The following is a 26432-nucleotide window of genomic DNA, read 5'->3' on the forward strand; positions in this document are numbered from 1 at the left end:
CAGGGACTGTTTATTTGTGTACTAGTTAACTAGTACTTGGGTATAAAGTCAACTAAAAAATAATATTTATGAGAATTGATTTACATAGTCATACGACGGCATCCGATGGCCGATTATCGCCTAGCGAGTTGGTTGATCGCGCTAGCGGTTTTAATATCGATGTGTTGGCGATTACCGATCATGATACGGTTGATGGCTTACAAGCTGCCCATGAGTACGTTGAATCAAAGCAACTGCCGATTAAGATCATCAATGGCATCGAAATATCAACGGTATGGCAAAACAAAGATATTCATATCGTTGGCCTGAATATTGATCCGGAGTCAGCCCCGCTCAATGCATTAATTTTGCAGCAAAAGCAACATCGTCAAGGTCGGGCCGAATTAATGGCTCAGCGCCTTAGCAAAGCCACTCGTGAAGGGGTACTTGAGGAAGTGAGCGCCATCGCAGGAGATGCGCCAATTACCCGTGCTCATTTTGCTAAGTGGTTGGTAGACAATGGCTACGCAAAAAACATGCAACAGGTATTTAAAAAATACCTGACTCGCAACAACCCCGGGTATGTTCCACCGAGTTGGTGCTCAATGAGCGATGCGGTCACCGCCATTCATCGTGCCGGTGGCCATGCTGTTTTAGCGCATCCAGCGCGTTATGACTTAACGGCTAAGTGGGTCAAACGTCTGCTGGCCGCCTTTGTAGAAGCTGGCGGTGATGCGATGGAAGTCGCCCAACCACAGCAAGGCCAACAAGAAAGACGCAACCTCGCTGATTATGCGATACAATACAAACTATTAGCCTCTCAAGGCAGTGATTTCCATTATCCTTCCCCTTGGATGGAGTTGGGCCGAAATTTATGGCTGCCATCGGGCGTCGAAGGCGTTTGGAAAGATTGGGGTCTTGAATCTCCTCAAACCGATTAACTGAGCTTAGGTATCGAGTTTGCTGGGGTTTAGTCTTCCATCAATATATTAGAAAGAAAGGGTCGAAAGACTCAGTGATAAGGAATTACAATGAGCCAGTTTTTTTACGTTCACCCAGAAAACCCGCAGGCTCGCTTGATTAATCAGGCAGTCGCCATCATTCGCAACGGTGGCGTGGTGATTTACCCAACAGATTCCGGCTACGCCTTGGGTTGTCAGTTGGAAAATAAACAGGCTTTAGAGCGTATTTGTCAGATCCGTCGCTTGGATGAGAAACACAATTTTACTCTGCTGTGCCGAGATTTATCAGAGCTATCGATATACGCGCGTGTCGACAACACCGCTTTTCGTCTGCTTAAAAACAATACCCCGGGCCCATTTACCTTTATTTTTAAAGGGACAAAGGAAGTGCCGCGTCGTTTGATGAACGCGAAGCGCAAAACGATAGGGATTCGCGTGCCGGATAACCGTATTGCGCTTGACCTGTTAGAAGCGTTAGGTGAGCCCTTAATGTCAACATCTTTGATACTTCCAGGCAGTGATGTGACGGAGTCAGACCCAGAAGATATTCGTGACAAACTGGAGCATGCGGTTGACTGTATTCTCAATGGTGGCTATTTGGGAGAGCAACCTACCACTGTGATTGACTTCAGTGATGATGAGACCGTCGTAGCGCGCATCGGCGCGGGGGACCCAGCCCCATTCGAATAAAGGCGGAGCCCTTTGTTTTGTTGATCAGGGGAGTGTTCTCCCCTGATCAGCCGCAAACTCTGATACTGGATGCTATGCTGAGTGTTATGTGGCACAACTTAGAACAACATTATGCGTCTTTGGTTTTTTCTTGCTTGTTTTCTGAACATCTCCAGTACGTTGGCGACCCCACTTGAAGTGACAGTACTTCAAAATAATGGTCGGCCACTCCAACAAGCGGTCGTCACCGTCACTTCAGCCAGTCTTCCCTCGGATCGTTCGTTGGTTGACAAAAAATCACCACCAGAAATTGCTCAAGATGGTCAGGCGTTTAGCCCTTATATTTCAGTGGTTCAGGTCGGTGAACCCGTTGTATTTACGAATAAAGATACCATCTCCCATCATATTTATGCTCTGACGGGACCGCTTGATTTCTCGTTTGTCATCCGCGCCACTCAGGCTGGGATTGAAAAGACCTTCTCCAGCCAAGGTACTGTCGCGATGGGGTGCAATATCCACGATTGGATGAGTGGTTACATTAAAGTGGTCAACACACCCTATTACGGCCAGACGAGCAGAACTGGACGGGTTGATTTAGACATTCCTGACCGTCTTGATGAGGCCACCTTGTCGGTTTGGCATCCGCAAATGAATGAAACGTTGCAAATCCCACTGCCCAATGAACGGCAAGTGAAGTTAACGTTGAGTAAAAAGATGTCGCCGATCCCCAAACAAAAAAATACTCAGAAAATTGATTTTTATGGGTCATATCAATGAATCGTGTTAAAAGCATTCAAACCCAGATCTTATTGTCCTTTTTGGCGGTCTTGATTGCGGTGCAAAGTATTCTGTTTTATTCCTTTTTTCAGTCCAATGCTGAAGAGAGGCAGGAGCTGGCCCAGATTCAGATCAATACGGCACGCGTTGTCTTTGAAAATCAATTTAATCAACAAACTCAGCGCCTCACTGTTTTTGCTCAAACCGTCGCCAAAGACTTTGGACTGAAGCAGGCCCTGCGCGAGGATACGCGCAGTTTTCTGGTCGCGCTCAATAACCATCGTCAACGTATTGCTGCCGATTTGGCGATCGCGGTCAACAAGAACGGTGAGTTTATTGGTAAGTTGGTCTTTGACAAACACACTAACCGCACCATTGCTAACACGGAAGTGACCACCTTTACTCTGGACACATCCCGTCTTCCAGATCCGGATCGGCCAATCTTGTATGAGTTTATGGGAGAGGTTTTTCAATTGGTGTTGGTGCCCGTACAAAGCGGCGCCGAATCTGTGGCTTGGATAGGGTTTGGGTTTGCGATTGACGAAGCTTTAGCCGACAGACTAGCACTATTGACGGGAATGAATGTCGATATTGGCCATTTTAAAGAAAACCGCTGGCGTATCCTGGCCAGCAGTCTTGATCCTGAACAGCGCTTAACCGAGGGAGCGCCTTCGGACAGCGCCAACCTCATCACCACGGAGGTTGAGTTTGGGTTTAAACAAAACAAAAAGCTCATTGCTTCTTTATATCTGTCCCGAGACGATCTGTTTGCGGCACTTCAAAAACGCTGGATTCATGTGATTTTAATTGTTGTGATCACATTCGGATTTTCAGTTTTAGCGGCGTTCTTATTGTCGAAGAGTATTGCTAAGCCGCTGCAAACCTTGGTCAAAAAAGCACAGCAGATAGCCAGAGGAGAAGACAGTGGTGAACTCATCGTCAACCGTCGTGACGAGCTTGGTGTTTTGGCGCTTGAATTTAACCTCATGAATCAGGCGGTCCGTGAGCGGCAAGACCAATTAAACTATCTTGCTTTTCATTCGGACCTGACTCGAATGCCGAATAAGAAGAAGTTGGTCGAAGACATATCAAGCCTGATTCGCCAGCACTGCCAAGGGTTTCTTTTGATTCGCTTTCGACTATTGGAGTTTGAAGAACTCAATTACAGTCTCGGCCTCGACACGGGTGAAGAACTTCAAGTCGCCACGGCCAGTCGTCTTTTGGCCTTGGAACAGCAGGCCCAGTTTTATCAATTTGATTCCTCTGAGTTCGCACTGCTGACCCAATGTCACCCAGAAGAAACGGACGAAGAAACGATCAATGTGGTATTGCGAGCATTGGCAGGGACATTTGAATTGCAACGTTTGTCGGTTACAGTGCATACCGCTTCAGGGTACTGCCGGTATCCCAAGCATGGTGAAACGGCACGTCAGTTGCTGCACAACGCAGGCATCGCATTGCAGCAAGCGATGAAATGGCGGCTGTCGAATGTGGAATTTGCCGCGAATATGGCGGAAAGTGCGATTAACCGAGTGCGATTAACACATGAGCTCACAGAGGCGATAGAGCAAGATCAGCTTGTCTTACATTTTCAGCCCAAACTTAACCTAGCCAATAACAAGGTGGATCGTGTTGAAGCGCTGGTACGTTGGAATCATCCACAATTAGGTATGGTGCCTCCTGATGAATTTATTGATATTGCGGAAACGACCGGCCAGATCGATGCCTTGACCGACTGGGTAATAGACCATTCCTTACACCATTTACATCAATGGAAAATGTTGGGTTATGATCTCGGGGTGGCGATAAACATCTCTGCGGTGAACTTGAAGCAGAGCAATTTTGCGACCAAAGTACGTGCCTTTTTGACTCACTATCAGTGCCAAGATAGGGATGTCACCCTTGAGTTGACGGAAAGTGCGCTGGCTGAAGACCCAGATAATGCGTTAATGATCTTACGTCAACTGTCTGAGCAGGGCCTATCCATATCCATTGATGATTATGGCACGGGATATTCTTCTCTCTCTCAGCTTAAGCAATTGCCCGCCAATGAGCTAAAGATCGATAAATCGTTTGTTCTTAACGTAGCAAACGACAGGCAAGACCAGATCATTGCTCGTTCAACCATTCAATTGGCGCAGCACTTTGGTTTAAAGACGGTGGCGGAAGGGGTCGAAAATCAAGCCTCACTCGACTGGTTAAAGCAGCGAAAATGCGACTACGCACAGGGTTTTTACATCAGTCGGCCACTGAGTGCACAAGCATTAATGGATTGGTTGCAGCAGCTTAATCAACAAATCTGGACCGATGACAAGACTAACGAAAACGCGATTCAACAATCCGGCTGATTTATTTAAGTGACGCCGTAACATGTTATAAAACACTCAATTCATTAACGTGTTTGCTACAGTGTAGGCGGCAGACAATAACAAAATAAAGCATGCGTTGTGTCATAGAATTTGCAATAATATGCGACCGCGATTTTGGGTCGCAAACATAGAAACGACGTCTGAGAAGACGACACAAAGGTAGACTAATGAACGAAAAATTACAGAAAGTATTAGCGCGAGCAGGTCACGGCTCCCGACGCGAACTTGAAGCTTTAATCAAAGCGGGTCGTGTGAGTGTCAATGGCATCGTGGCTAAGCTTGGTCAGAGACTAGAAGACGACAGTGCGGTCATCCGTATTGATGGTCACATCGTTTCTGCAAAAGTGCAGGAAGACGTAATTTGTCGTGTATTGGCGTACTACAAGCCAGAAGGTGAACTTTGTACTCGTCATGATCCGGAAGGTCGCCGGACCGTTTTTGATCGTCTACCAAAAATCCGAGGCTCTCGTTGGATCTCTGTCGGGCGTTTGGATGCGAATACATCCGGTATGCTGTTGTTTACTACCGATGGTGAATTGGCCAACCGTCTTATGCATCCCAGCCGTCAGGTAGAGCGTGAGTATTTGGTTCGTGTGTTTGGTGACGTGGATGAAAAGAAAATTCGTCATCTTGTCAGCGGGGTGAAACTTGAAGACGGCATGGCTCGTTTTGAAGATGTTGTTTACGCTGGTGGGGAAGGCATGAACCATACCTTCTACGTGGTCATCAATGAAGGACGCAACCGAGAAGTTCGTCGTTTGTGGGAATCGCAGGATTGTACTGTAAGCCGACTGAAACGTGTTCGTTATGGTGATATCTTCTTAGACAAGAAGCTGCCTCGCGGTGGCTGGATGGAGCTTGACCTTAAACAAGTGAACTACTTGCGTGATTTGGTTGAAATGGGCCCAGAAAAACAAACCATGTTGGATGAAAACAAAGCCAACACATCACGTAAGCGTGAACGCTCTCGTAGCCAGAAAATCCGCCGAGCAGTTAAACGTCATGAAGAGCGTATCAACACTGGCGGAGGTCGCAGTAACAACCCGTCCCGCCGTAAGCCGCGCAAAACCGCTGGCGAACAAGGTGCTCGTAACAAGCAACGTTAACCATTAAAAAAGCAGCCCGATGGCTGCTTTTTTATTGCCTAGAGTGGCGGCAAGGTTAAGACTCCTTGTAATGCAGTAACCGCTTGCCCTGATAAGATGACCCGATCGTTGTCGAGCACTTCGACATCAATAAATCCTCCCCTTGCCGAAGCCTGATAGGCGCGCAACTGAGATTGGTCCAATTTGGCACCCCAATATTGGCCCAGAGCGCAATGGGCTGAACCCGTGACAGGATCTTCGTTCACTCCTACCCAAGGAGCAAAATAGCGTGATATCACATCAATGTCGGCACGATCACTGGATGCGGTCACGAGTATGCCTCTGCCCGCCAATTGTGTCAGTGCTGAAAAATCAGGGCGAAGCTCATAAACCCGCTGTTCATTGTCGAGCTCAAACAGGTCCTTATTATCGAAACGACAATAGGAAATAACGGCCTCACGGCACAAACCCAATGCTTGGATTTTGTCTAGTGGCAAGGGTAACCCCGTTTCCAGCTTAGGGAGGGGGAAATTGAGGTGATAAGATGAGTGACGGATTTCAACGCTGAGCGGCCCTGAAAGAGTGCTAAAGGTCACGCTTTCACCAAGGGCAATCTTTTGTTGTTGTTTGAGGACATGTGCAACGGCAAGCGTACCATGTCCACATAACGCCACCTCAACCTCAGGGGTAAACCATCTCAAATTCATATCAGGTAAATGAAGAAAAGCGGTTTCTGAAACGGCCATTTCACCCGCTATGGCTAACATTTGTGCATCGGTCAGTGGCGAAGAAACCACACATACGCCGGCGGGATTGCCCTTAAAGACCTCATTGCTAAAAGCATCAACCTGATAGATTTCTACTTCCATTTGTGAATTCCTTGAGTTTAAAGTGTCTGATTGAGCTCGAAATATCGGCCTTGTTGCGCAATGAGTTCGCGATGCGATCCCTGCTCAACAATGCGCCCTTGTTCAATAAGGCAAACCGTATCCATCTTATCGAGATTGACCAAGCGGTGAGTGATAAAGACAACGGTTTTGTCGGAAAATTGTTGTTCGAACAGTTGCATTATTTGCTGCTCAGTTTGTTTGTCCAAACCTTCTGTGGGCTCATCAAGTAAGAGTATGGGGCCACTATGCAGTAGCGCTCTGGCAATACCAATACGGCGTTTCTCGCCACCAGAAAGTTGACGACCGCCATCGCCTAGCCAAAAGTCCAAGCCTTGGCCTTTCAACAAAGTATCGAGTCCGACTTTCATCAAAGCCTCACTCAACCTCTCATCACCAGCGTCTGGTGAGGCCATGACAAGGTTGTCTCGCAACGAGCCATTGAGGATATCAACGCGTTGGCTGACGACACTGATGGCAGCGCGGAGTTGGCTTTCGTTCCAGTGCTTGATCGGCTGGCCTGCAATGAGGATCTCACCTTTCTGCGGATCCCAATAGCGGTTGAGTAACTGGACTAGGGTTGACTTGCCAGAGCCCGTCTGACCGACGATTGCGATACGATGTTTGGCGGGAATGTGCAAAGTAAGCTGATTGAGTGCGAGGGCGTCGCTATCGGGGTAATGAAACGAGACATCTTGATAGTCAATCGTGTATTGACCAAGATGCTTGGCTGGTTGGGCGGCGAATTGTACATCGGGTTCAGACAAAATGACGTCATTGAGACGTCTTGCTGAAGAAAGTGTTTGGCCAAGGTGTTGGAAAGCCCCCGCAATCGGCATAAGTAGCTCAACACTTGCCATGGTAGCAAATACGACTAAGGCAATCAGTGGATCGGGCAGTTGACCGTCGACGCCATCGGCGGCAAGCCACAACATAAGCACAATCGTCCAACCGTTGGCGAGCATTAATAGTGCCTGAGCGAGGCCTGAAAAGTTAGTATTAACCCATTGATTACGTAATAGTTTATCTTGTAGGTCAATAATGGTATTGCGATAGCGTGCCTCAGCACCAAACAGGGTGAGTTCACTGTAGCCTTGCAGCCAATCAAGTGTGGCGATTCTCAACGCAGCTTTGTTGTGAGTAAGGTGAGCGCCATTGTTTTTGCCAAGCTGGTAAAACAGGATCGGCCAAACCAAGAGGAGAAGCAGCAAAATACCGCCCAGAGTTAAGCCAAGCTTAAGATCAAACCAAGATACCAATGCACCTAGCCCGACAACGCCAAGGGTGCCGACCACCATCGGGCTGATAAGGCGTAAATAGACGTGGTCCATAGCATCAATATCGGCGACCAGACGGTTGAGCAGGTCTGCATCCCGTAAATTAGAGACTCGTCCGGGGATCAAAGGGGCCAGCTTGGCAAAGAAAAACACACGTAAATCCGTCAACAGTTTAAAAGTGGCGTTGTGGCTTACGACCCGTTCTCCCCAACGTCCTGCGGTACGGCCCATTGCAAAACCTCGCACAAACGCACCGGGCAACATGTAGTTAAAGGTTTCACGTGCAACGCTCAGTCCTGCGACTGCCGCTGCAGAAATAAACCAGCCCGACAAGGTAAGGAGGCCGATGGATGCAAACACCGTTAAAAGCGCGAGTAACATACCCAGAGACAAGCCAAACCAGTGTTTTTTATACAGCTTTAGATAGGGAAGTAAATCACGCATCCAAGTCCGCCTTATTGTGTTGGTTAAGATCATCGTTTGCTTCAAGCATGTCTTTAAACAAACCGACTTGAGAGGATAACTGATTGAAATGCCCTGACTGTACGAGCTTGCCGTCTTGCATGACGAGAATATTATCGACTTCTTGCAAGGGGGTGAGTTGGTGAGTGACCATCAGTGCTGTTTTGCCATCAATTTGGGCATTGAGGCCTTGCATGACCAGTTTTTCGCTGCGCATATCTAGGCTGGCGGTTGGTTCATCAAGAAGCCAAAATTGACCGTTTTGAACCATAGCACGAGCAAGGGCTAGCCGCTGCGCTTGACCGACGGATAACCCACCGGAACGATCTGAGACGAGATAGTCCAAACCCTGTTTGTCGACAAACTCATCACTGAAAGACTCACGCAGAGCGGCGTCCACCACGGCTTGTGGCACAGACTCTTTGCCCAAGGTAATGTTATTGAGAATAGAGCCGTGCACCAGCAACGGATTTTGTCCTACCCAGCTTATCTTTTCTCGCCAGTTGGCCAGATTCAATTCACAGCGTTCGATACCATTGATGGTTAGGGAGCCTTGATAGGGTAGAAAGCCAAGTATGGCATTAACCAAGCTGGTTTTCCCTGCACCGCTAGGTCCAACGAGGGCGGTGGTATGAGTGGCAGACAGTGAAAAGCTAACAGGGCCGAGTAGCTGAGTGCCCTCTGGGGAAAAGACCGTTAGCTCAGTGGCTACGATGGTGATATCGGTGTTAGCGTCAATTTGACGTTCTCCCGATACAACGCTGCTGACCTCCGTTTCGAGAAATTCAACAATGCTTTCCGCCGCACCGACCGCTTGTTGTTTGGCATGATAAAAGGTGCCCAAATCACGCAGTGGTTGATAAAACTCAGGGGCGAGAACCAAAATAAATAAGCCGGCCATCAAGGTGACGCCAGCGCCATAGTCACCAAAATTCAGCTCGCCAATAAAGGCGAAACCGAAGTAGACAGCTGTTACGGCGATAGAAATAGAGGTGAAAAATTCCAAAACTGCGGAGGACAAAAACGCGACTTTGAGGACATCCATTGTGCGAGTACGAAAGACCTCAGAGGCCCCGCGCATCAGCTCGGTTTCTGCTTGGGTGCGATCAAATAGACGAATGGTTGTCATTGACTGTAGGCGATCGTAAAAGTGGCCGGATAGGCGTTGCAGGGCCTTGAAGTTTTTTCGGTTCGCTTCGGCCGCTTTCATACCGACCAGAGCCATAAACAAGGGGACTAAGGGAGCGGTGATCAAAAAAATCAAACCCGCTGCCCAGTTGACAGGAAACACCACAATTAAAATAACAAAAGGCACCAGTACCGACAGGGACATTTGTGGAAGGTAACGGGCAAAGAAATCGTGCATATCTTCAACTTGCTCAAGCAAGAGGGTTGCCCACGCTCCTGCGGGTTTTCCTTTAATATAGGCAGGGCCAAGTTCGGACAATTTATCCATAATCAGTTGTCGGATGAAGACACGGATCTGCTCACCGCAGCGATAACCTGCGATTTCACGTCCCCAACTGCATAAAGCGCGGCAAGCCACAACGGAGATCAAGGCCAGAAAGTACGGGACAAGTTGGTGTTTATCGACTTGTTCAATGATCAATTGGTGAAGCAGGGTCGCAAGTAACGCGGCTTGGGTTAGCAAAAAGAGGCTGGAGAGTACGCCAAGGCCTACCGCCATCATCAGCCAGCGTTTTGCCTGCTTACTCTGCAGTTTGAGCCAGTGGTTCAAGCTGCGTTGTTTGTTTTTATCCATCGTGAAGGCTTAATAATACTTATTATGACGAATTGAAGCTGGCGATTATACAAAAGAAAACCCCGTGGGAATACCACGAGGTTTTAAGGATTTGCACCAAAAATGAAAAATATTATTGATGGTCTGCAAGCGCATCGAGATAACGCTCAGCATCCAACGCTGCCATACAGCCAGAGCCTGCTGAAGTGATGGCCTGACGATAATTGTGATCCATGACATCTCCAGCGGCAAAAACACCGGGAATACTGGTTTGTGTGGCGTTGCCATCAAGACCAGACAGAACCTTGATATAGCCATCCTTCATTTCAAGCTGGCCCTCGAACATGCTGGTGTTGGGCTGGTGGCCGATGGCAATAAAAGTACCCATGACATCAAGATCTTCTACCAAATCAGATTGAGTATCTTTAATCCGAACACCTGTCACGCCCATATCGTCGCCTAACACTTCCTCAAGAGTACGATCGGTATGCAGGACAACATTGCCACTGTCGACCTTATCCATCAAACGATCGATCAAAATTTTCTCGGAGCGGAAACTATCACGGCGGTGGATTAGATGGACTTCGGACGCAATATTCGATAAATACAGCGCTTCCTCGACGGCGGTATTGCCCCCGCCGACCACGGCAACTTTCTGATTGCGGTAGAAGAAACCATCGCAGGTCGCACAAGCGGAGACACCGCGGCCTTTGAATGCCTCTTCCGATTCCAGCCCTAAATACTTGGCTGAAGCGCCGGTCGAAATGATTAAAGCATCGCAGGTATAGTCGCCGTTATCCCCTTTAAGACGAAATGGTCGCTGGTTGAAATCGACTTCATTAATATGATCGAAGACAATCTCCGTTTCAAAACGTTCGGCGTGTTCTTTCATCCGATCCATGAGAGCAGGGCCTGTTAAGCCTTCTGGGTCTCCTGGCCAGTTCTCAACCTCTGTGGTGGTGGTCAACTGTCCGCCTTGTTGAATACCCGTGATGAGAACAGGGTTCAGATTGGCACGAGCCGCATAAACCGCCGCCGTGTAGCCAGCAGGGCCAGAACCAAGAATAAGTAGCTTACTGTGTTTTACGTGACTCATGAGTGCTCCATTCAGTGGGCGTTTGCCAATATATTTGGATTGTATGGAATATATGGGGTCATTGAAAGTGTTAGCAAGGTGAGAAAATGTAATTAATCGTTATAGTTTAGAACGCAATCGTTCGCTTAAGTACACCTAACGCCTTTTTAAAAATACGGTTATTGGCTGTTAATAGATAAGTCATCTGAATTTCTTTGTTGTTGTCCGGTTAAATTGGTTTATATGTCTTATTTCGTGTAAATGTTAGGATTATAGTTTCAAAATATCAGAAATGTTAGATTCAATGGCTGTATTTTGTTGATTTTGCAACATAAATGCTCAAATAATAATTGTGAGGAAATTGTTAATAAAACTGCGTACCTTCATTAAGGAGATGATGATGTTACATAACCGCGAAACCACTTTGCAGTTAACTAAACTGAGTGATGCAGCGATCGCGCAACTGGCGCCTTCGTTCACGAAACTGCCCAATACACAGCATGCCGATGGGAAATTCCGTCTGCGACGTTACTCTGTGATTGCGTTCAAAAGTGGCCAAGTGATTGATTTGCAGAAAACGGATTTCATGCAAACCGATGAAATAAACCCATTTCAGGGTAATGTGTTACGTGAGTTTGAACCGATTGAAAGTGCCACACTCAACAGCGATGGCATGCGGGAGATCTGTCAGTTGTTTGCCGACTCGAACAGGCTCAAAGAGGGACAAGAAATTGAGATACACCAAATGAGAATATCGGCAATCTATGATGAGACTCAGGTTGCGCCTGAAGGCGTTCACCAAGATGGGTTTGATCATATTGCACTTATCGGCATGGGCCGACATAACATTGAAGGTGGGGATGTGATGCTTTACAGCAGTTTTAACGAAGCCCCCTTCTTCCGTAAAGCGTTGCAAAATGGCGAAGTGGCTTTGTTGGCCGACAACAAGTTATGGCATAACGCAACCCCGATCCGCTCTGTGATTGAAGGACAGGAAGGGTATATGGATGTCTTCGTCTTAACCGCGAGGGAAGCTTGTCATGCACTTCACTCCTAACCTAGTAAGGATGCAGTTCCGTGCGCTGCAACAAACCTACAATAATAGGCCTGTGATGTTCTGTGATGGACCGGGTGGCTCTCAAGTACCGGATATTGTCTTGGAAGCGATGACCTCGTACCTAGGTTTTTTTAACGCCAACCTCGGCGGCCACTATTTTTCCAGTCAGCACACCGGCGAAATCGTCACTCGTGCAAGAGAGTCGGCTCAGGCCTTTGTTAATGCAGAATCAAGCGATAACATGGTATTTGGCGCAAACATGACATCGCTGACGTTTCAATTGAGCCGAGCTATCAGCCGAGAGTGGCAGCCTGAGGACGAAATTGTCGTCACAGCCCTTGATCATTACGCGAACGTTTCCAGCTGGCAGCAAGCTGCGGAAGATAAAGGCGCGAGTTTGCGTCAGGCTCGTGTGGATGAGAAAGACGGCTCACTGGATATCGAACACCTAGTGTCGTTGATTAACCGTAAAACCAAATTGGTTGCGGTGGGGTTAGCGTCCAACACGACTGGGTCGATTACCGATATCAAGCGGGTCATTGCAGCGGCGCATCAGGTTGGGGCGAAGGTGTATGTCGATGCGGTGCATTATGCACCACACAATTTGGTTGATGTTCAAGCGTTGGGGTGTGACTTTCTTGCTTGCTCGGCTTATAAGTTCTTTGGACCGCATGTGGGCATGGCGTACGTCGCCCCACAATGGTTGAAGACATTGACGCCGTACAAAGTCGAACCAGCGACCGACATAGGGCCGGGCCGGTTTGAAACAGGCACGCAAAGTTTTGAAAGCTTGGCCGGCGTCATAGCCGCAGTAAAGTATCTGTCTCAGTGGGGGATAGAACAAGGCACCTTACGTCGCCAACTGATCGATTCATATGCCCAGTTTAATCAGCATGAGACGGCGCTCAGTGAGCGATTTTTGATGCGTCTTTCACGATTGCAAGGCGTTCAGCTTGTTGGGCGGTGGCAAGCAGATAGCCAAGTGCGAACCCCTACCTTTGCTCTCACGTTCGACAATCATCGACTGACAGAGATCACTCAACAGTTAGGACAGAAAAACATCTGTGTTGGCAGTGGCCATTTTTATGCGCTTGGTCTGGTGCGGCAACTGGGGCTGGAATCTCAGGGTGGTGTCTTGCGCATTGGATTTATGCATTATAACACCTTGGAAGAGGTGGACCGATTAATGGATGAGCTGGAATCCATTATTCATCCTAGCTGAGCAAAGGGTTGGCGGCGTCTCGCCGCCATCTCTGAGGCGAAAGGACAGACACCGTTGTGCCGTGTTACACAAACGGCCTGTTGATTGGATGAAATAAAGTCTAGAGTGTCACGGTCTGGATTGAATAGTGAAATCATCAGGAGCACAAGTGAACATCACCGTATTGTCCGCGCATATTGGCGCGTTAGTGGAAGGCATTGATCTCGCCACACTGACTTCATCTCAGTTTGACGTGCTTTATCAGGCTTACATCAAACATAAAGTCCTGTTTTTTCATCATCAGAACCTGACCCCACAGCAGCACATTGCCCTTGCGCAGCGCTTTGGAGAGTTGGAACCGGTTCATCCCTTTTTTCCGCACCTCGACGACCATAACCAAGTTGTCGTCATTGAAACCTCACCGGGCCATCCCCCGAGTACAAGCTACTGGCATACCGACTTAACTTGGCAACAGGTCCCCTGTCGATGTTCTATTTTGCAGGCACAATACTGCCCGCCTAAAGGGGGGGATACGATTTGGACGTCGATGTCTGCAGTCTGGGATGGCCTAAGCAGAGAGCAACAAAGTGAGTTGGCCAATTTAACCGCCACCCATGGTTTACATGCATTTGAAGGCAGTCGCTATGACTCAATAGATGCTCAGGGTGGCAGTCAGGTGGCTCAAATCTCTCAGCACTACCCACCGGTGGTGCATCCGCTGGTTGTTCGTCATCCAGACAGCGGCCAGCCCTCGGTGTTTGTTAATGAGCAGTTTACCCGGTACATCAATGAGGTCTCATCTCAGCGCAGCCAAGCCGTTTTAAACGACGTATTTGGCCGCGCGAGGCGCGAAGAATATCAGGTGCGCTTTACTTGGCAACCGGGATCGGTGGCGATTTGGGATAATCTATGTACCCAACATTTTGCGGTGACAGATTATGGCGATGAGCCACGCAGGTTGCACCGAGTCACTGTTAGAGGAACGCCGCTCAATTCACTATAACGAATTCATAGCCAGAGCGGATCGCCGTTTCATTGTTGAAACGGCAATGCATCACCATACCTTAATTACGGCCAAACACTCGCGGCCGATTAAAACGATAAAAGCCTTGCTGTTCCTCTTTGGCAAGCGTCGACGCCCGTCCGTCAAAATATTCGTTTCTCAATTGATTGAGCGCTGTTTCTAACTCTTTCCCTGACAGGGTATTTTTGAGCGCCTCTCTTTCACCCATGTACTGATAACCGATTTGCCAGCGAAATTCATTTTCTTGATCTCTCAGCGCGGCTTTTTCCAGTTGAGCTTCGTTATAACCCAAATCACGCCGGATACTGGTGAGCTGTTGGGCACGCTCGAAGGGCGACATGCTCGCCAGATCTGTTTGGACCGAGTCGAGGCTAAAGAAAGTGTTTGCCATCATCGCAGGGCTAAGGATGCGCCCGCCTGCTTGTTCAGCGAAGTTGTTTTCTATGGTGGCCTTTAAAGTGAATAGGCGTTGGTTAATATCCATATCATAGGCATTATTGAGAAGTTCAATGGATTGCTGTGTATCGGCGATGCGTTGTTCGCGTTCCTCAAGTTCGTCTGACCAAATAAGGTCAGCATTTGCTCCGAATAATTCGCGGCGTTTGGCCCACAGTGCGGCTTGCTTCTCGTCAAAGCTCATCTTAACTAATGTGCTGACATCCGACATTAGCCAAGCCTCGTAGCGGTCCATTAAAGTGACCAGTGTGATGATCGTTTCTGCGTATTGAGGAAAGGCGGCCTCAATCACATCAGTGAAAATCGTATTGCCCTTGGCGGGGTATCGTTGCACCAGATAGTCACGAAAATCACGCAATTCGACCTGAACACTCACTTGGCTTATCCTGTCACCCAGCTCTTGTTTTATTCTATCTATCATGCTGTTTATGAGTGCCGTGTCAGCCTGAGAATTCGCCTCCACTGGGGTCGTAAGGGGGGGAGGGTTCTTGGCTGAGGCTGGGGTGAGCTCGCTCAGCATTGCACGGCTTTCTGATTGAGGAAACAGCCACCAACCTGCGGCAGCAACGGCACATAAGGCAAAGCCCGAAATCCAAATTTTCATTCTGTCCTCCATTTGTCGGCGTCGAGAACCACAGGGCCTCGACGCCGACGGGTTAAATGACTTCCGTTACAGTACCGCGTTGAGAGCTGGCCATATTAACTGCGCCAGTTTGTAGGAACCCGATGTTGTGGGGTGAATGTTGTCTGAGAGGACATCCTCCGGCTGAATCAGCGCTCGGGTGTCGAGAAACTCACATGAAACGGACGTATTGGTGCAGGCTTGTGCCAAACGCTGATCACCAAAATCGATGGCCTGATGCATGTTCACCTTGCTGCCCGTTGTATAGTAATAGCCAAGATAAACGACATGGTTGGTACCATGAGTGTTCATTTGATCAAGCAAGTTGACGGTCTCGACATAAACATCGTCGACCAAACTTTTACACTTATCGCTCAGTTCTGGGCGGTACCAAGTGGTCTTGCATTGGTTAGGGTCAAACAGCATGGCTGGCAAAAGAATATCATTGCCACCCCCATTCATGACGACGATTTTAATATTGGGGTCATCTTGTCTGGCGTCTTGGTATTGTTCAATCACGGGTCTAGCAACAATACCGCCGGTCATTTTTGCACCACTGAGCGTGTAATCGCGAAAGGTCGTATTAGCCATATCGGGCCCTTCAAGAAATTGCTGTAATTCCCCGGATAAATCAAAGATAGAATCACCCAAAGTGATCACATCATTTCTATCCGCCTCAGTCACATAAGGGTTGCCTGCACAACCCATCATTGCACCTAATACTGCCGTTAACGCGAGTCCTTTAACACGACCCAGAGCGCTACGATGTTCTTTTGTTTTATTTAATAGCATTGTTCTTCTCACTATAGGTGGATGACGGCGTCTTTAAGAGCGCCTTGGTAAATTTAGTTGCTATATTGAGTTATTTCAAAGCACTGAAATAAAAAGAAATAGGTGATATAAATGTCACTTTACCTGTGATTAAGAAAAGGCGAATTTAGGAAGACTTTGTCAAGCGTTAATGAGGGAAAAAAGAATACTCAGATCGGGTATTTATTGAAAATATAATTACAAATTTAAAATTTATGTAGGTATAGTTCCCATCAATATAAAAATAAACAAATATCGTTATGAACAAGAGTCTTTTATTCGTTTTATTATTGTTGAGTGGTTGTGCACAGCAAAGTAATCCTGTTGCCTTTAAGCCGAATAACAATTGGTCGACCGGGGTGCTGGACAACGGCTTAAAATATCACATATACCCTTTGGAAACAGAAGCGTTATCCCTGCGCCTATTTGTCCACGCTGGCTCCTTGCAAGAAACGCCATCTCAGCGTGGCTACGCGCATTTTGTCGAGCATATGGCGTTTAATGGCAGTGAAAATTTCACTCCAAATGAAGTGATTGAATTGATGGAAAAAACCGGTGCATCGGGCTACGACGTCAATGCTTACACCAGTTTTCAGGAAACCATGTATCGACTTACCTTGCCGAACCAAGATGAACTGGACAAAGGTCTTCTATGGCTGCGTGATGTCGCCAACCGAGTGAGTTTTGACCCTGCTGAAGTTGAGCGTGAGAGAGGAGTCGTACTGGCAGAATATCGCCGAGCTACCCCTAAACACCCCTCCTTTTATAGTCAGGAGTATGACTTCCGCATAAGGGAGAGCGTCTATGAAGACAAAAGCCCAATTGGGGTGCCAGAGACATTAAACAATGCGACCTCTGACTCGCTGCGTGCATTTTATCGGTCATGGTATCAGCCACAATACAGTGAACTAATCTTAGTGGGAGACGTCAATCGAAAAGACATGGAGGCTAAAATTGAACAAATGTTTGGTGACTGGCAACCCACCACTGAGGCGCCTAAACCGCAACGAGTCTCGGTAGAAAGAAACCCAGGTGACTTCATCACGCAACTCGACGGCCATGGATCTGCTACCTTCAACCTGTCGTTTCCTAGAGGGGACAAGCACCAAGGGACGCGAGATCAACAGGTCAGATATTGGATGGATGACATCGCCGCACAACTGATTGAACTTCGTTTAGATGCAGTTTTTGAACGGCAAGCATTGCCATTACAAGAACTGGTCTCGGAACTGTACTACTCACAGGATCAACGTGTCTATGAATCGTTGATTTCCTTTGCCCCCCAAAATAGAACTCAAGTACAAACCTTGTTTTTGCAGACGTTGGCAGCAGTGCGTGACCATGGTGTCACTCAAGCCGAGCTGGACAGCGTACGCGCTTCCTACCGAAAAATGCGTAAATACGCGGAAGAAGATTGGCATTGGCGCACCGCACAAGAGTTTGCCGAAGAAAAAACCGATGAAATTGCGCTAGGGGAACCGACCCAATCTTTGCGCAGCTACACACGCAGTTTGGATCAGCTGCTGCGGCAAACCAATTTAACGCGCGTCAATCAACACTTAAAAGGTATGCTATCTTCTAAGTACGATGTGTCGACTGGTGTCGCTTCAAGCGAATCCATTGCGTCACTCGAACAGACACTACCAGAGTGGAAAAGTATGTATTCAATGCTAGGCATCAACGAAGATAGTGCTCCTTTGCATATGGGCAGTTTTGTTGAACCACAACAAAGTAAGCCGTTACCAGCGCCTGTTCAGCTTAATGATGACGAGCAAACTTGGGCACTGGATAATGGTATCGATATTGTGTTTGATTCAGACAGCAACAATGATTTCGCGACGGTTGTTTACATGTCGGCAGGCGGCAATGCTGCGCTAGACAGGTCATTGATTCCTGCTTCACAGTTATTGATCTCAACCATTATTCGCAGTGGTATCGCTGAGTTTAATGGCAGTGATCTCAAAGCTTACCTGCGCACTCAAAATATTGATATGCAAATGTACATCAACGGAAGCGAGCATGGTGTTGAAATCACGTTACCCAAAGAAAAGTTGGTGGACGCATTACGGTTAATCAATAATGCTATCCTTCACGCCAACGTTGATCAACAGCAGCTCGATGTGCTGAAAAAAGAGCAGGCCTACCATCTAATCACTCACCTTAAGCAGCCCCTAGGTCAATGGGACGATGCAGTGCTCACTAATACGTATGCCCGAGATAGCCGTTACTATCCTGTCTATGCCCATGATATGGATGGGATCACGGTTGAACAGCTCCAGCAAGCGTACCAGCAATTGTTTCATCAATCGCGCAATAGCAAGTTGGTCATTGTGGCGGACGTGGATGTGGACCAGTTCCGTGATGGACTTGAAACCTATGTCACAACGTTACCTCTTACAACGGCATCGCTGCCGTCATATCGGCAAGCCTTTTCAAGCCGCCCGGACAAAAAAATTAACCTCGCGATCGGCGATCAAAACGATGCTCATTACATGCTGAAGCTCATCAGTAATGATGTGCGAGCACAAGATATCCAGTTAGCCCTGATCGATGATGTACTCGAAATCATAGTGCAACAACATCTGGATAAAGTGATCCGTGAGCAATTAAGTTTGGATTATTCACCAGAGGCCTATTACTGGATCGACTACAACCAACCTCAAACAGTTTGGACGATGAAGGTTCAGTCTGAGTCGACCTCCCTCGCTGAGGTTGAACAAGCGGTCGATGAGATCGTCAGTCAATTGAGTGACACGCTGACGCAACAGGATGTGGAAACCGCCAAGAAACAACTTGATGGTACGCTCAAAGAAGACACCAACAATTCAGTGGACAAGGCATGGTATAAGGCGCTGTTTAGAGTCAATCGGTTTGGCGAAAACAGTTTTGACACCTTACAGAAAACGGTCGACAGTATAACGATCGATCAAGTGAGGCAGCGAGCACGTGAAGCCTTTGGCGCACAAGCGCAACCCTTTAAGTACATTCTGAGCCCGCTCGACTGACCCTCAATCAGATCGCGTAAAAAAGCCCCGTGACAGTGTGTTTCACGGGGCTTTTTTTATTGGCCAGCGGAATCCACAAATCAGGCGCTGACTTCCACTTCATAGGATGTAAACTTACGGATATTAATCACCCCAGTATCAAAAATCATATACTGACCTTTGATCCCTTGTAAGGTGCCGCTCACCTCAGGGTTCTTATCGAAATTATGTGAGGTAATCTTAGTTGGATGCTGCAAGACGGGGTAACCGATCTGCGTGGGTGCTGTAGACAAGACTTCGATGGCATCGTCACCAAATTGTTGCTTTATTTCAGCCACTTTCGATTCAACCAAAGGCAATAACTCAGCGAATCTCTCTTCAAGTGCGATTGGATCACCATCTTGTTTGAGTAAGGTTCGCCAATTGGTTTTGTCGGCAATGTGTTTGGCGAGCTCAATTTCAATCAGTCCGGAAATATATCGGGTTTTGACTTTAAAGATTGGCAGCCCTTGAGTGGCCCCTTGATCAATCCAACGGGTTGGGATTTGGCTATGGCGCGTAATGCCCACCTTGAGGCTTGACGTGTTCGACAAATAAACAAAGTGATCAACCATACAGTTGGCTTCTCCCCACTCGGGCTCTCGACAGGTGCCTTGGTCGTAGTGACAGGTTTCGGGCTTCATAATGCACATATCACAACTGGCGAGTTTCTTCATGCACACAAAGCAGTGGCCTTGAGAGTAGCTTTTTTTGGTTTTCTTGCCACATGCGCTGCAAAAAATATTGCCAGTATGAGTGAGCGTGATCGGCTGGCCGATAAAGGGTTTTAAGTCAACGAGCTGGTCGCCGACGGGGAGGTGATAGTGAACGTCACCTTCTAAGGTCGCCTGCATTTTGCGCAGAGTACCGGTTGCGATTAAAGACATGACAATGCTCTTTTATAATGGTCTGCTCATTTCAACATTGGCAGACTTGTAATATTAGAAGCCTAGTCTAGCAGAGTTTGGCAAAGAGAGAAAAATGACAGGCGCATTGAACAGAGTTAATGCGCACTTAAGCTGTCTTCGGCGAGGCGTTTATTGCTCGTCAGCCAGCGGGTTGTTGTCAGGTTCGGCTGAAGTGTGAGTAAGGATCGGCTCTTTCGGGCCAAGGAATTTGGGCCTCGCTCGCATAATGTAGAGGTCGAGAAAAGCCTTCGCTCGGGCAAAGACCTCACGGAACCTGATTTGATAACCGGAATGAGAGCTGGGTCCTGGCACCGCAAAACATTTGGCATCAATGTTGTGGAAATTAGCAATGAATAACGCTCGTTCACAGTGAAACTTTTGGGTAATGATCAGAAAGTTATCCGTATCGAATATCTCTTTAGCTCTGATGATCGAGTCCAAGGTACGAAAGCCAGCATAATCGAGATAAATATGATTCTCAGGGACGTCGGCACGCAGTAAATCGCGCTTCATAGTCCAAGGTTCATTGTACGAACGATGGGCGTTGTCACCGCTGAGGAGAAAACTATCCACCTTGTGGTTTTGATACAAATTGATGGCAGCGCTAATGCGGTTGATGTAGTAATCGTTGAGGATCTTACCAAGATACTTACTGGTGCCCAAGACCACAGCGACATCGAAATTAGTGACTTCATCAGCTTGGGTGTAGAGTTGATCTTGGGTTTGATAAGAAACCCAACGATCAATCACAATCAGACTGATCACCCCCATAATGAACAAAATACCCCCCCAGCGACACATCTTCAGCACAAAGGCCAAATAAAAATCAGCAGGGTCGGGTCGATGAAAGAGTCTACGCACTAAATTTGTCGATTCCGTTGCGCCCATAAACCAATCAAAATAAAACTAACAAAAACAATAGAGAACATCATGCCAGCGTCAACACTTCTTAGTGTCCGAGAAAGGTAAGGGGTGGCGTTAATAATGATGAGGCTGTAACCAAACGCATTAATGAGGATAAACACGAACGTTCTAAGTACAAAATGTTGGTTTCTCAACAGTGAACGTAAAAAAGCGTTGATCTCACCGCCAGCCATCACTAAGACACAGGCCACCAGCGCGAGAGAAATCTCGCCGATGTAAGGGAGTAAATACTTCCCCGCAGGGGATAAAAATTCAAATATCATCATAAACCAAAGCCCCCATAACAGGGGCTGCATTAATTACTTATTAAAATGAGGTACGCTTGTAACGACGGTAAACCGGTTGCCAAAAGCTACTTTCAATCGCTTCTTCAATGGCTTCGTCAGTGATTTCAAGAGCGACACCTTGCTCAATGGCTTTCTTCGCAACCGCGAAGGCAATCTTTTTAGATACCGAGTGAATGGCTTCTAGAGGCGGAAGCAGTGCCCCTTGACCATTGATCGCCAGCGGTGAACAAGTGGCCAACGCGCGGCTCGATTCCATCAGCATTTCGTCCGTGACGCGCTTGGCATGAACCGCCAAAACGCCCAAACCAATCCCGGGGAAAATGTAGCTGTTATTACACTGGGCTATCGGGAACGTTTTGCCTTCATAAACCACGGGTTCAAATGGGCTGCCAGTCGCGACCAAGGCTTCGCCTTTTGTCCAGCGCATAATGTCGTGTGGGGTGGCCTCAACGCGGCTGGTTGGGTTCGACAGTGGGAACACAATCGGACGCGCGCAGTGCTTGTGCATTTCTTTAATGACTTCTTCACTGAACAGACCAGGCGCACCAGATACACCAATCAATATGGTTGGTTTGCCATTACGCATGACATCGAGCAGTGAATAGGCGTTGTTATCGGCTTGCCATGTTTTCGTGTTGGTGTGCTTTTGCACCAGCTTTTGTTGGAAATCGAGTAGATTCGGCATACCTTCTTGGAGTAAGCCCCAGCGATCAACCATATAAACCTGAGCGCGAGCTTGTGCATCGGATACGCCTTCAGACACCATTTGCGCAATGATGGCTTCTGCGATACCACAGCCTGCGGAACCGGCACCAAGGAAAGTAATGCGTTGCTCAGACAATTGTGTGCCGGCCGCCTTACATGCGGCTAACAGTGAGCCGACGGTGACGGCTGCCGTGCCTTGAATGTCGTCGTTAAAGCAACACACACGATCTTTGTAGCGCTCAAGTAACGGCATCGCATTTTTTTGTGCAAAGTCTTCAAACTGGATCAGGGCTTCTGGCCAGCGGCGTTGAACCGCCTGCATAAACTCTTCAACAAAGGCGTCGTATTCGGCCCCCGTGATACGTGGATGACGCCAACCCATATACATAGGGTCTGCCAGTCGTTGCGGGTTATTGGTGCCGACATCAAGTACGATCGGCAACGTGTAGGCTGGGCTTATCCCACCACAAGCGGTATAAAGGGCGAGCTTACCAATCGGGATACCCATCCCGCCGATCCCTTGGTCGCCAAGGCCAAGAATCCGCTCACCATCGGTGACGACAATCACTTTCACATTGTGGTTAGAGGCGTTATTAAGCAAATCATCGATGCGATCACGATTGGCGTAAGAGACAAACAAGCCACGGCCGCGACGATAGATATTGGAGAAATTTTCACACGCGGCCCCAACCGTTGGGGTATAGATGATGGGCATCATCTCTGAGACATGATTCTGGACCAGACGGTAAAACAGCGTTTCATTGGTATCTTGAATATTTCGCAAGTAGATATGCTTATCCATATCACTTTCGAAATTACAATATTGCTGATAGGCACGTTCGGTTTGTTCCTGAATGGTCTCGGTGGTTTCCGGAAGCAAACCTTCAAGGTTAAAAGAGGCTCTTTCTGCAGCCGAAAAAGCACTGCCTTTGTTGAGCAAAGGCGTACTTAACAATGCTGGACCAGCATAAGGAATATATAAAGGGCGTTTATCGTTATTCATCACTTGCCTATGTTGTAGGGTCTTTAGGAACAGGAACCAGAAAATGATAGGGATTAGTGACCATATTGTAAACCGAATATTCCTCCTATCAGGAGCGAAATAAGGTTATAATTTGCGACTTTACAATACGCGACCGACGCAAACCATGTCCAGTTTACCGATAGATCCTCTCAAATCTGACTTTCTGAGCCGTCTTTGTCTTTACCCTTTGATAGTAGAAGCCGAAACGGGGTCGGGCAAATCGACCCGCTTGCCACTGTGGGCGGCTGAGCAAGGCAGAGTGCTGGTCATCGAGCCAAGGCGCATCGCTTGTACCTCGCTAGCGCAGTTTTTGGCACGGCAGAAAAACGAACGATTGGGGCAATCTGTGGGGTATGCGATCAAGCTGGAGAACTGCTGTGATCAGGACACCGAGATCGTCTTTGTGACGCCGGGTGTGGCGTTGCGCTGGTTTTCGCAAAATCGTCTATCCGATTTTAAAACCATTATTGTCGATGAGTTTCATGAACGCCGTTGGGACACCGATTTACTGGTGGCCTTACTGAAACGGCACCGTCAGCATCAATGGGTATTAACCTCTGCGACCATTGAAGGTGAAAAACTGGCCCGTTACCTTGACGGGCAGCGGTTACAGGCCAAAGGGCGTCATTTCGAGGTGGTGATCGCTCACCGTGCTTCGGATTCACGCCAGTTGCCCGATGCACGTAACCTAGAACGTAGAATAAGAGAAGAAGTACGTCACCTGCTGGACTTGGAGGGTGATATTTTGGTTTTTCTCCCCGGAAGAAAAGAAATCAGCCAATGTCAGAATGCGCTCGCGGATCTCGCTGGTGTCTTGGTCGTGCCTCTGCATGCTTCAATCAGCGATCAGCAAAGAGAAGTGGCGCTGAGGCGTCAGCCACACAAAAAAATCGTGTTGGCGACCAATGTCGCAGAAACCTCCCTCACGATCGACAATATCGTCGCAGTGATTGATTCGGGATTGGAGCGCCGAACCGAACAGCGCAATGGCAAGACCACGCTGAGTTTGAAACACATCTCCAAGGCCAGTGCACGCCAGCGCAGTGGACGAGCAGGGCGAGTGATGGACGGAGTGTGCGTGCGTCTCTACGGTGAACATGCGGCTTTGGTGCAGGTGACGCCACCGGAGTTGCATCGTGAAACGCTGACCGAAGCCATGCTGGCTTCTGCCTGCTGTGGGGTGGCGCTTGATACGCTTGAATTTCTTGACCCTCTTCCAGAAAAATCCATGCATCAGGCAAGTTCTATGCTCCGAACCATGGGGGCGGTCGATGCAAACGGACTTGCCACCGAGCACGGACAACGGCTCTACCCACTGCCCATCGATGCCTTATACGCCGATTTAGTGACCCGCATGCCAGAGCGAAAATTGCAAGAGGCGATGGTCGATCTCACCTCAGTGTTAGCGACCCCGGCAAGTTTATACCGACTGTCCAACGATGAGGACGCCTTAGAGCAGCTCGCCCAACAAGAGCCGTGGGGCTGCGACGCTGAGCTTGCGGTGCGTTTGTTGCGTGGAGAGCATTTCGCTGGCGTGACCCTAGATCCGTCGGTCCTGAAAGAAGCGCGTGCCTTATCGGACCAAATGCGTGCCGCGTTCGCCCTGCCTCAGTTAAGTGTGGCGTCGCGCTATTCACGTCAACAGTGGGTTGAAGCGATTGCTCGGCTACACCCAGAGCTTTTGTTTGTCCGGCGTGAAACCCGTCGAGAAGCGTTGGCTAACGGGGAGATGGAAGTCATGCCGGGGCGGGCCTCACGCTTGCCCGAACGCAGCGACGCGGCACTGGTTCTAGACACCCACAGTCTGCCAGGCCGAGGGGTCAAACAGACCTTGAATCTCGCCACGGTCACATTGCCCATCCATTGGGACATCTTTACTCGTTTGAATCTCGGAGAATGGGTCGAGGGTAAGGTCAAGACCATAGAAGATCAGCCACACATCGAACTTAACTTGATCTATGCTGGACGAGTGGTGGCCACACGAACAGAGCCGGCTCAGGGCACATTGGCCATCACACCGCTGTTGCAAGCCGTAAAACGAGGGGAGTTGTTGCCAGGTTTCGCGCGGCAACGCCATCAGCAGATTGAACATTGGAACCTCTATCAGGCACTGAACCGCCCTGCGGGCACTGCAACGCCCGCTACGACCACCACCTTTGACGACTGGTTTTGCCAGCAACTGACTATGCTTGAGTTGACTCAGGTCGATGAACTGGCGTTATTCAGTGCCGATGACTTTCCCTTTGAAGGGGTCCCAGATTGGGAATACCAAGACTTTGCCGACCGTTTTCCCTTTGAATTATACATTGGCGATCTGACGCTGACAGTCGAGTACCTAGTCCAAAAGAAACGCATTCATCTTGTCTATCAATCTGGGTTGCGTAAAGGCGAACCCAAACGTTGGGAGCTGCCCAAGTGGAGTGGCTGGCGAATCCAGTATAAAAAAGCCAGCCGAATTGTCGACATTCGCTAACGAAGCTGGGAATGATCCACTTGTGGCCGAAAAGCGCCAGCAACGGGTAACTTATGTCGCCAACTTGTACCACTTTTGTTATTTGGCTGCGTTTAATATAGCGTTTTGATTTGTAAAAAGGGTATAGAAGACCATTCTTTTATATCCTATTGCTATATCGGAATGGATGGTCGATATTGGGAACACTGTGTTGTCAACCAACAGGGACCGATATGGAACATCCAGAGAACAAAAGCGTTGTATTTGATTACACCTCCTTTCTTGGCGCCTCGTGTACCAAAAAATGGACGTTTCTTGAAGCCTTTAGCACCTTGATACCCAAGATTAATCTCACATGGCACTATCCTCAAGCGCCGTGTTTGGCGATCGAGGAGCGGTTATGGGCGAGGGCAATGCACGAGTTGTCGGCACACCACAGTGATGAGTCTAACCTGCTTATTTTAATGCAACTGGCTCGAAATGAAGGCATTGATGAACTCACGTTAGTGATGCCCTATCCATTGGACCCAGAGCAGATCACCACCTTGCAAAGCGATGCGCGCTCTGACATTCAATGCGGGCCACACGATCAATTGCAAATCCGCCTGTCTACTATGTAGCGAGCCATGCTGTTTGGCTGTTGCTCCGGTGAAAGG

At 48.3% G+C, this 26432-nt stretch carries 21 protein-coding genes; 11 read left to right on the forward strand and 10 right to left on the reverse strand.

Going from position 1 to position 26432, the window contains the following annotated elements:
• Nucleotides 1–68 precede the first annotated feature (68 nt).
• The 5 genes from rnm to rluB all read left to right on the forward strand — a co-directional run bounded on the left by rnm (nt 69) and on the right by rluB (nt 5862).
• The gene (rnm, locus tag HLM86_RS02840) at nt 69–920 is read left to right on the forward strand and encodes an RNase RNM (RefSeq protein WP_076584853.1); all 852 of its coding nucleotides are present in this window, start codon (nt 69–71) and stop codon (nt 918–920) included.
• A gap of 90 nt (nt 921–1010) precedes the next feature.
• Nucleotides 1011–1631 (forward strand): L-threonylcarbamoyladenylate synthase, encoded by a 621-nt coding sequence (locus HLM86_RS02845; protein ID WP_076584851.1) that lies wholly within the window; start codon nt 1011–1013, stop codon nt 1629–1631.
• A 111-nt stretch (nt 1632–1742) separates the two neighbouring features.
• Nucleotides 1743–2387: a cupredoxin domain-containing protein gene (locus tag HLM86_RS02850; RefSeq protein WP_076584849.1), complete on the forward strand. Its 645-nt coding sequence runs from the start codon at nt 1743–1745 to the stop codon at nt 2385–2387.
• The gene (locus HLM86_RS02855) at nt 2384–4735 is read left to right on the forward strand and encodes a bifunctional diguanylate cyclase/phosphodiesterase (protein ID WP_170882009.1); all 2352 of its coding nucleotides are present in this window, start codon (nt 2384–2386) and stop codon (nt 4733–4735) included. The genes HLM86_RS02850 and HLM86_RS02855 overlap by 4 nt, the downstream gene beginning before the upstream one ends.
• A 188-nt stretch (nt 4736–4923) precedes the next feature.
• On the forward strand, nt 4924–5862 hold the full coding sequence (gene rluB / locus HLM86_RS02860) for a 23S rRNA pseudouridine(2605) synthase RluB (protein ID WP_076584845.1): 939 nt from the start codon (nt 4924–4926) through the stop codon (nt 5860–5862).
• A gap of 38 nt (nt 5863–5900) precedes the next feature.
• Here rluB and HLM86_RS02865 read toward each other — a convergent pair whose 3' ends face one another.
• The 4 genes from HLM86_RS02865 to trxB all read right to left on the reverse strand — a co-directional run bounded on the left by HLM86_RS02865 (nt 5901) and on the right by trxB (nt 11304).
• Nucleotides 5901–6710 (reverse strand): PhzF family phenazine biosynthesis protein, encoded by an 810-nt coding sequence (locus HLM86_RS02865; protein ID WP_076584843.1) that lies wholly within the window; start codon nt 6708–6710, stop codon nt 5901–5903.
• Between the two features lie 17 nt (nt 6711–6727).
• Nucleotides 6728–8449, reverse strand: a complete 1722-nt coding sequence (gene cydC, locus HLM86_RS02870; protein ID WP_170882008.1) for a heme ABC transporter ATP-binding protein/permease CydC — start codon at nt 8447–8449, stop codon at nt 6728–6730.
• The gene (gene cydD, locus HLM86_RS02875) at nt 8442–10229 is read right to left on the reverse strand and encodes a heme ABC transporter permease/ATP-binding protein CydD (protein ID WP_076584838.1); all 1788 of its coding nucleotides are present in this window, start codon (nt 10227–10229) and stop codon (nt 8442–8444) included. The genes cydC and cydD overlap by 8 nt, the downstream gene beginning before the upstream one ends.
• 112 nt (nt 10230–10341) lie before the next feature.
• The gene (gene trxB, locus HLM86_RS02880) at nt 10342–11304 is read right to left on the reverse strand and encodes a thioredoxin-disulfide reductase (RefSeq protein ID WP_076584836.1); all 963 of its coding nucleotides are present in this window, start codon (nt 11302–11304) and stop codon (nt 10342–10344) included.
• 376 nt (nt 11305–11680) lie between these two features.
• Between trxB and HLM86_RS02885 the strand changes: the two genes are divergently transcribed.
• The 3 genes from HLM86_RS02885 to HLM86_RS02895 all read left to right on the forward strand — a co-directional run bounded on the left by HLM86_RS02885 (nt 11681) and on the right by HLM86_RS02895 (nt 14544).
• Nucleotides 11681–12340 (forward strand): 2OG-Fe dioxygenase family protein, encoded by a 660-nt coding sequence (locus HLM86_RS02885; RefSeq protein ID WP_076584834.1) that lies wholly within the window; start codon nt 11681–11683, stop codon nt 12338–12340.
• A complete protein-coding gene (locus tag HLM86_RS02890; RefSeq protein ID WP_076584832.1) occupies nt 12324–13562 on the forward strand; it encodes a cysteine desulfurase-like protein in 1239 nt (412 codons plus the stop codon). Before HLM86_RS02885 ends, HLM86_RS02890 begins: the two co-directional genes overlap by 17 nt.
• A gap of 148 nt (nt 13563–13710) precedes the next feature.
• The gene (locus HLM86_RS02895; RefSeq protein ID WP_170882007.1) at nt 13711–14544 is read left to right on the forward strand and encodes a TauD/TfdA dioxygenase family protein; all 834 of its coding nucleotides are present in this window, start codon (nt 13711–13713) and stop codon (nt 14542–14544) included.
• A 61-nt stretch (nt 14545–14605) separates the two neighbouring features.
• Here the strand turns inward: HLM86_RS02895 and HLM86_RS02900 are convergent, their stop codons facing one another.
• Both HLM86_RS02900 and HLM86_RS02905 read right to left on the reverse strand, forming a co-directional pair.
• Nucleotides 14606–15625, reverse strand: coding sequence for a hypothetical protein (locus HLM86_RS02900; RefSeq protein ID WP_076584828.1), 1020 nt, complete (start codon nt 15623–15625; stop codon nt 14606–14608).
• Between the two features lie 66 nt (nt 15626–15691).
• Nucleotides 15692–16435, reverse strand: a complete 744-nt coding sequence (locus HLM86_RS02905) for an SGNH/GDSL hydrolase family protein (protein WP_076584826.1) — start codon at nt 16433–16435, stop codon at nt 15692–15694.
• Nucleotides 16436–16713: 278 nt separating this feature from the next.
• Between HLM86_RS02905 and HLM86_RS02910 the strand changes: the two genes are divergently transcribed.
• Entirely contained in the window at nt 16714–19458 is a 2745-nt protein-coding gene (locus HLM86_RS02910; RefSeq protein WP_170882006.1) for a M16 family metallopeptidase, read from the forward strand.
• An 80-nt stretch (nt 19459–19538) separates the two neighbouring features.
• On the opposite strand, the gene HLM86_RS02915 is transcribed toward HLM86_RS02910, so the two are convergent.
• The 4 genes from HLM86_RS02915 to HLM86_RS02930 form a co-directional block, all read right to left on the reverse strand.
• Nucleotides 19539–20363 (reverse strand): DUF2797 domain-containing protein, encoded by an 825-nt coding sequence (locus HLM86_RS02915; protein ID WP_076584822.1) that lies wholly within the window; start codon nt 20361–20363, stop codon nt 19539–19541.
• A gap of 150 nt (nt 20364–20513) precedes the next feature.
• Nucleotides 20514–21185 carry a SanA/YdcF family protein gene (locus tag HLM86_RS02920; protein WP_076585948.1) on the reverse strand — a complete coding sequence of 224 codons (672 nt, stop codon included), beginning with the start codon at nt 21183–21185 and terminating at the stop codon, nt 20514–20516.
• Nucleotides 21186–21244: 59 nt separating this feature from the next.
• Nucleotides 21245–21574, reverse strand: a complete 330-nt coding sequence (locus HLM86_RS02925; RefSeq protein WP_076585946.1) for a DUF3392 domain-containing protein — start codon at nt 21572–21574, stop codon at nt 21245–21247.
• 40 nt (nt 21575–21614) lie between these two features.
• Entirely contained in the window at nt 21615–23303 is a 1689-nt protein-coding gene (locus tag HLM86_RS02930; protein WP_076584820.1) for an NAD-dependent malic enzyme, read from the reverse strand.
• A gap of 145 nt (nt 23304–23448) precedes the next feature.
• Between HLM86_RS02930 and HLM86_RS02935 the strand changes: the two genes are divergently transcribed.
• Together HLM86_RS02935 and HLM86_RS02940 are read left to right on the forward strand one after the other, a co-directional pair.
• On the forward strand, nt 23449–25797 hold the full coding sequence (locus HLM86_RS02935; protein ID WP_170882231.1) for a helicase-related protein: 2349 nt from the start codon (nt 23449–23451) through the stop codon (nt 25795–25797).
• 212 nt (nt 25798–26009) lie between these two features.
• The gene (locus HLM86_RS02940; protein ID WP_076584815.1) at nt 26010–26396 is read left to right on the forward strand and encodes a transporter; all 387 of its coding nucleotides are present in this window, start codon (nt 26010–26012) and stop codon (nt 26394–26396) included.
• Nucleotides 26397–26432 lie beyond the last annotated feature (36 nt).

Source organism: Vibrio ostreicida (assembly GCF_013074385.2).
Taxonomy (GTDB): Bacteria; Pseudomonadota; Gammaproteobacteria; order Enterobacterales; family Vibrionaceae; genus Vibrio; species Vibrio ostreicida.

What these genes read in the sequence shown, in the direction of transcription:
- rnm (WP_076584853.1), top strand. Translation starts at nt 69, where the DNA reads ATGAGAATTGATTTACATAGTCATACGACGGCATCCGATGGCCGATTA.
- HLM86_RS02845 (WP_076584851.1), top strand. Translation starts at nt 1,011, where the DNA reads ATGAGCCAGTTTTTTTACGTTCACCCAGAAAACCCGCAGGCTCGCTTG.
- HLM86_RS02850 (WP_076584849.1), top strand. Translation starts at nt 1,743, where the DNA reads ATGCGTCTTTGGTTTTTTCTTGCTTGTTTTCTGAACATCTCCAGTACG.
- HLM86_RS02855 (WP_170882009.1), top strand. Translation starts at nt 2,384, where the DNA reads ATGAATCGTGTTAAAAGCATTCAAACCCAGATCTTATTGTCCTTTTTG.
- rluB (WP_076584845.1), top strand. Translation starts at nt 4,924, where the DNA reads ATGAACGAAAAATTACAGAAAGTATTAGCGCGAGCAGGTCACGGCTCC.
- HLM86_RS02865 (WP_076584843.1), bottom strand. Translation starts at nt 6,710, where the DNA reads ATGGAAGTAGAAATCTATCAGGTTGATGCTTTTAGCAATGAGGTCTTT.
- cydC (WP_170882008.1), bottom strand. Translation starts at nt 8,449, where the DNA reads ATGCGTGATTTACTTCCCTATCTAAAGCTGTATAAAAAACACTGGTTT.
- cydD (WP_076584838.1), bottom strand. Translation starts at nt 10,229, where the DNA reads ATGGATAAAAACAAACAACGCAGCTTGAACCACTGGCTCAAACTGCAG.
- trxB (WP_076584836.1), bottom strand. Translation starts at nt 11,304, where the DNA reads ATGAGTCACGTAAAACACAGTAAGCTACTTATTCTTGGTTCTGGCCCT.
- HLM86_RS02885 (WP_076584834.1), top strand. Translation starts at nt 11,681, where the DNA reads ATGATGTTACATAACCGCGAAACCACTTTGCAGTTAACTAAACTGAGT.
- HLM86_RS02890 (WP_076584832.1), top strand. Translation starts at nt 12,324, where the DNA reads ATGCACTTCACTCCTAACCTAGTAAGGATGCAGTTCCGTGCGCTGCAA.
- HLM86_RS02900 (WP_076584828.1), bottom strand. Translation starts at nt 15,625, where the DNA reads ATGAAAATTTGGATTTCGGGCTTTGCCTTATGTGCCGTTGCTGCCGCA.
- HLM86_RS02905 (WP_076584826.1), bottom strand. Translation starts at nt 16,435, where the DNA reads ATGCTATTAAATAAAACAAAAGAACATCGTAGCGCTCTGGGTCGTGTT.
- HLM86_RS02910 (WP_170882006.1), top strand. Translation starts at nt 16,714, where the DNA reads ATGAACAAGAGTCTTTTATTCGTTTTATTATTGTTGAGTGGTTGTGCA.
- HLM86_RS02915 (WP_076584822.1), bottom strand. Translation starts at nt 20,363, where the DNA reads ATGTCTTTAATCGCAACCGGTACTCTGCGCAAAATGCAGGCGACCTTA.
- HLM86_RS02920 (WP_076585948.1), bottom strand. Translation starts at nt 21,185, where the DNA reads ATGTGTCGCTGGGGGGGTATTTTGTTCATTATGGGGGTGATCAGTCTG.
- HLM86_RS02925 (WP_076585946.1), bottom strand. Translation starts at nt 21,574, where the DNA reads ATGATGATATTTGAATTTTTATCCCCTGCGGGGAAGTATTTACTCCCT.
- HLM86_RS02930 (WP_076584820.1), bottom strand. Translation starts at nt 23,303, where the DNA reads ATGAATAACGATAAACGCCCTTTATATATTCCTTATGCTGGTCCAGCA.
- HLM86_RS02935 (WP_170882231.1), top strand. Translation starts at nt 23,449, where the DNA reads ATGTCCAGTTTACCGATAGATCCTCTCAAATCTGACTTTCTGAGCCGT.
- HLM86_RS02940 (WP_076584815.1), top strand. Translation starts at nt 26,010, where the DNA reads ATGGAACATCCAGAGAACAAAAGCGTTGTATTTGATTACACCTCCTTT.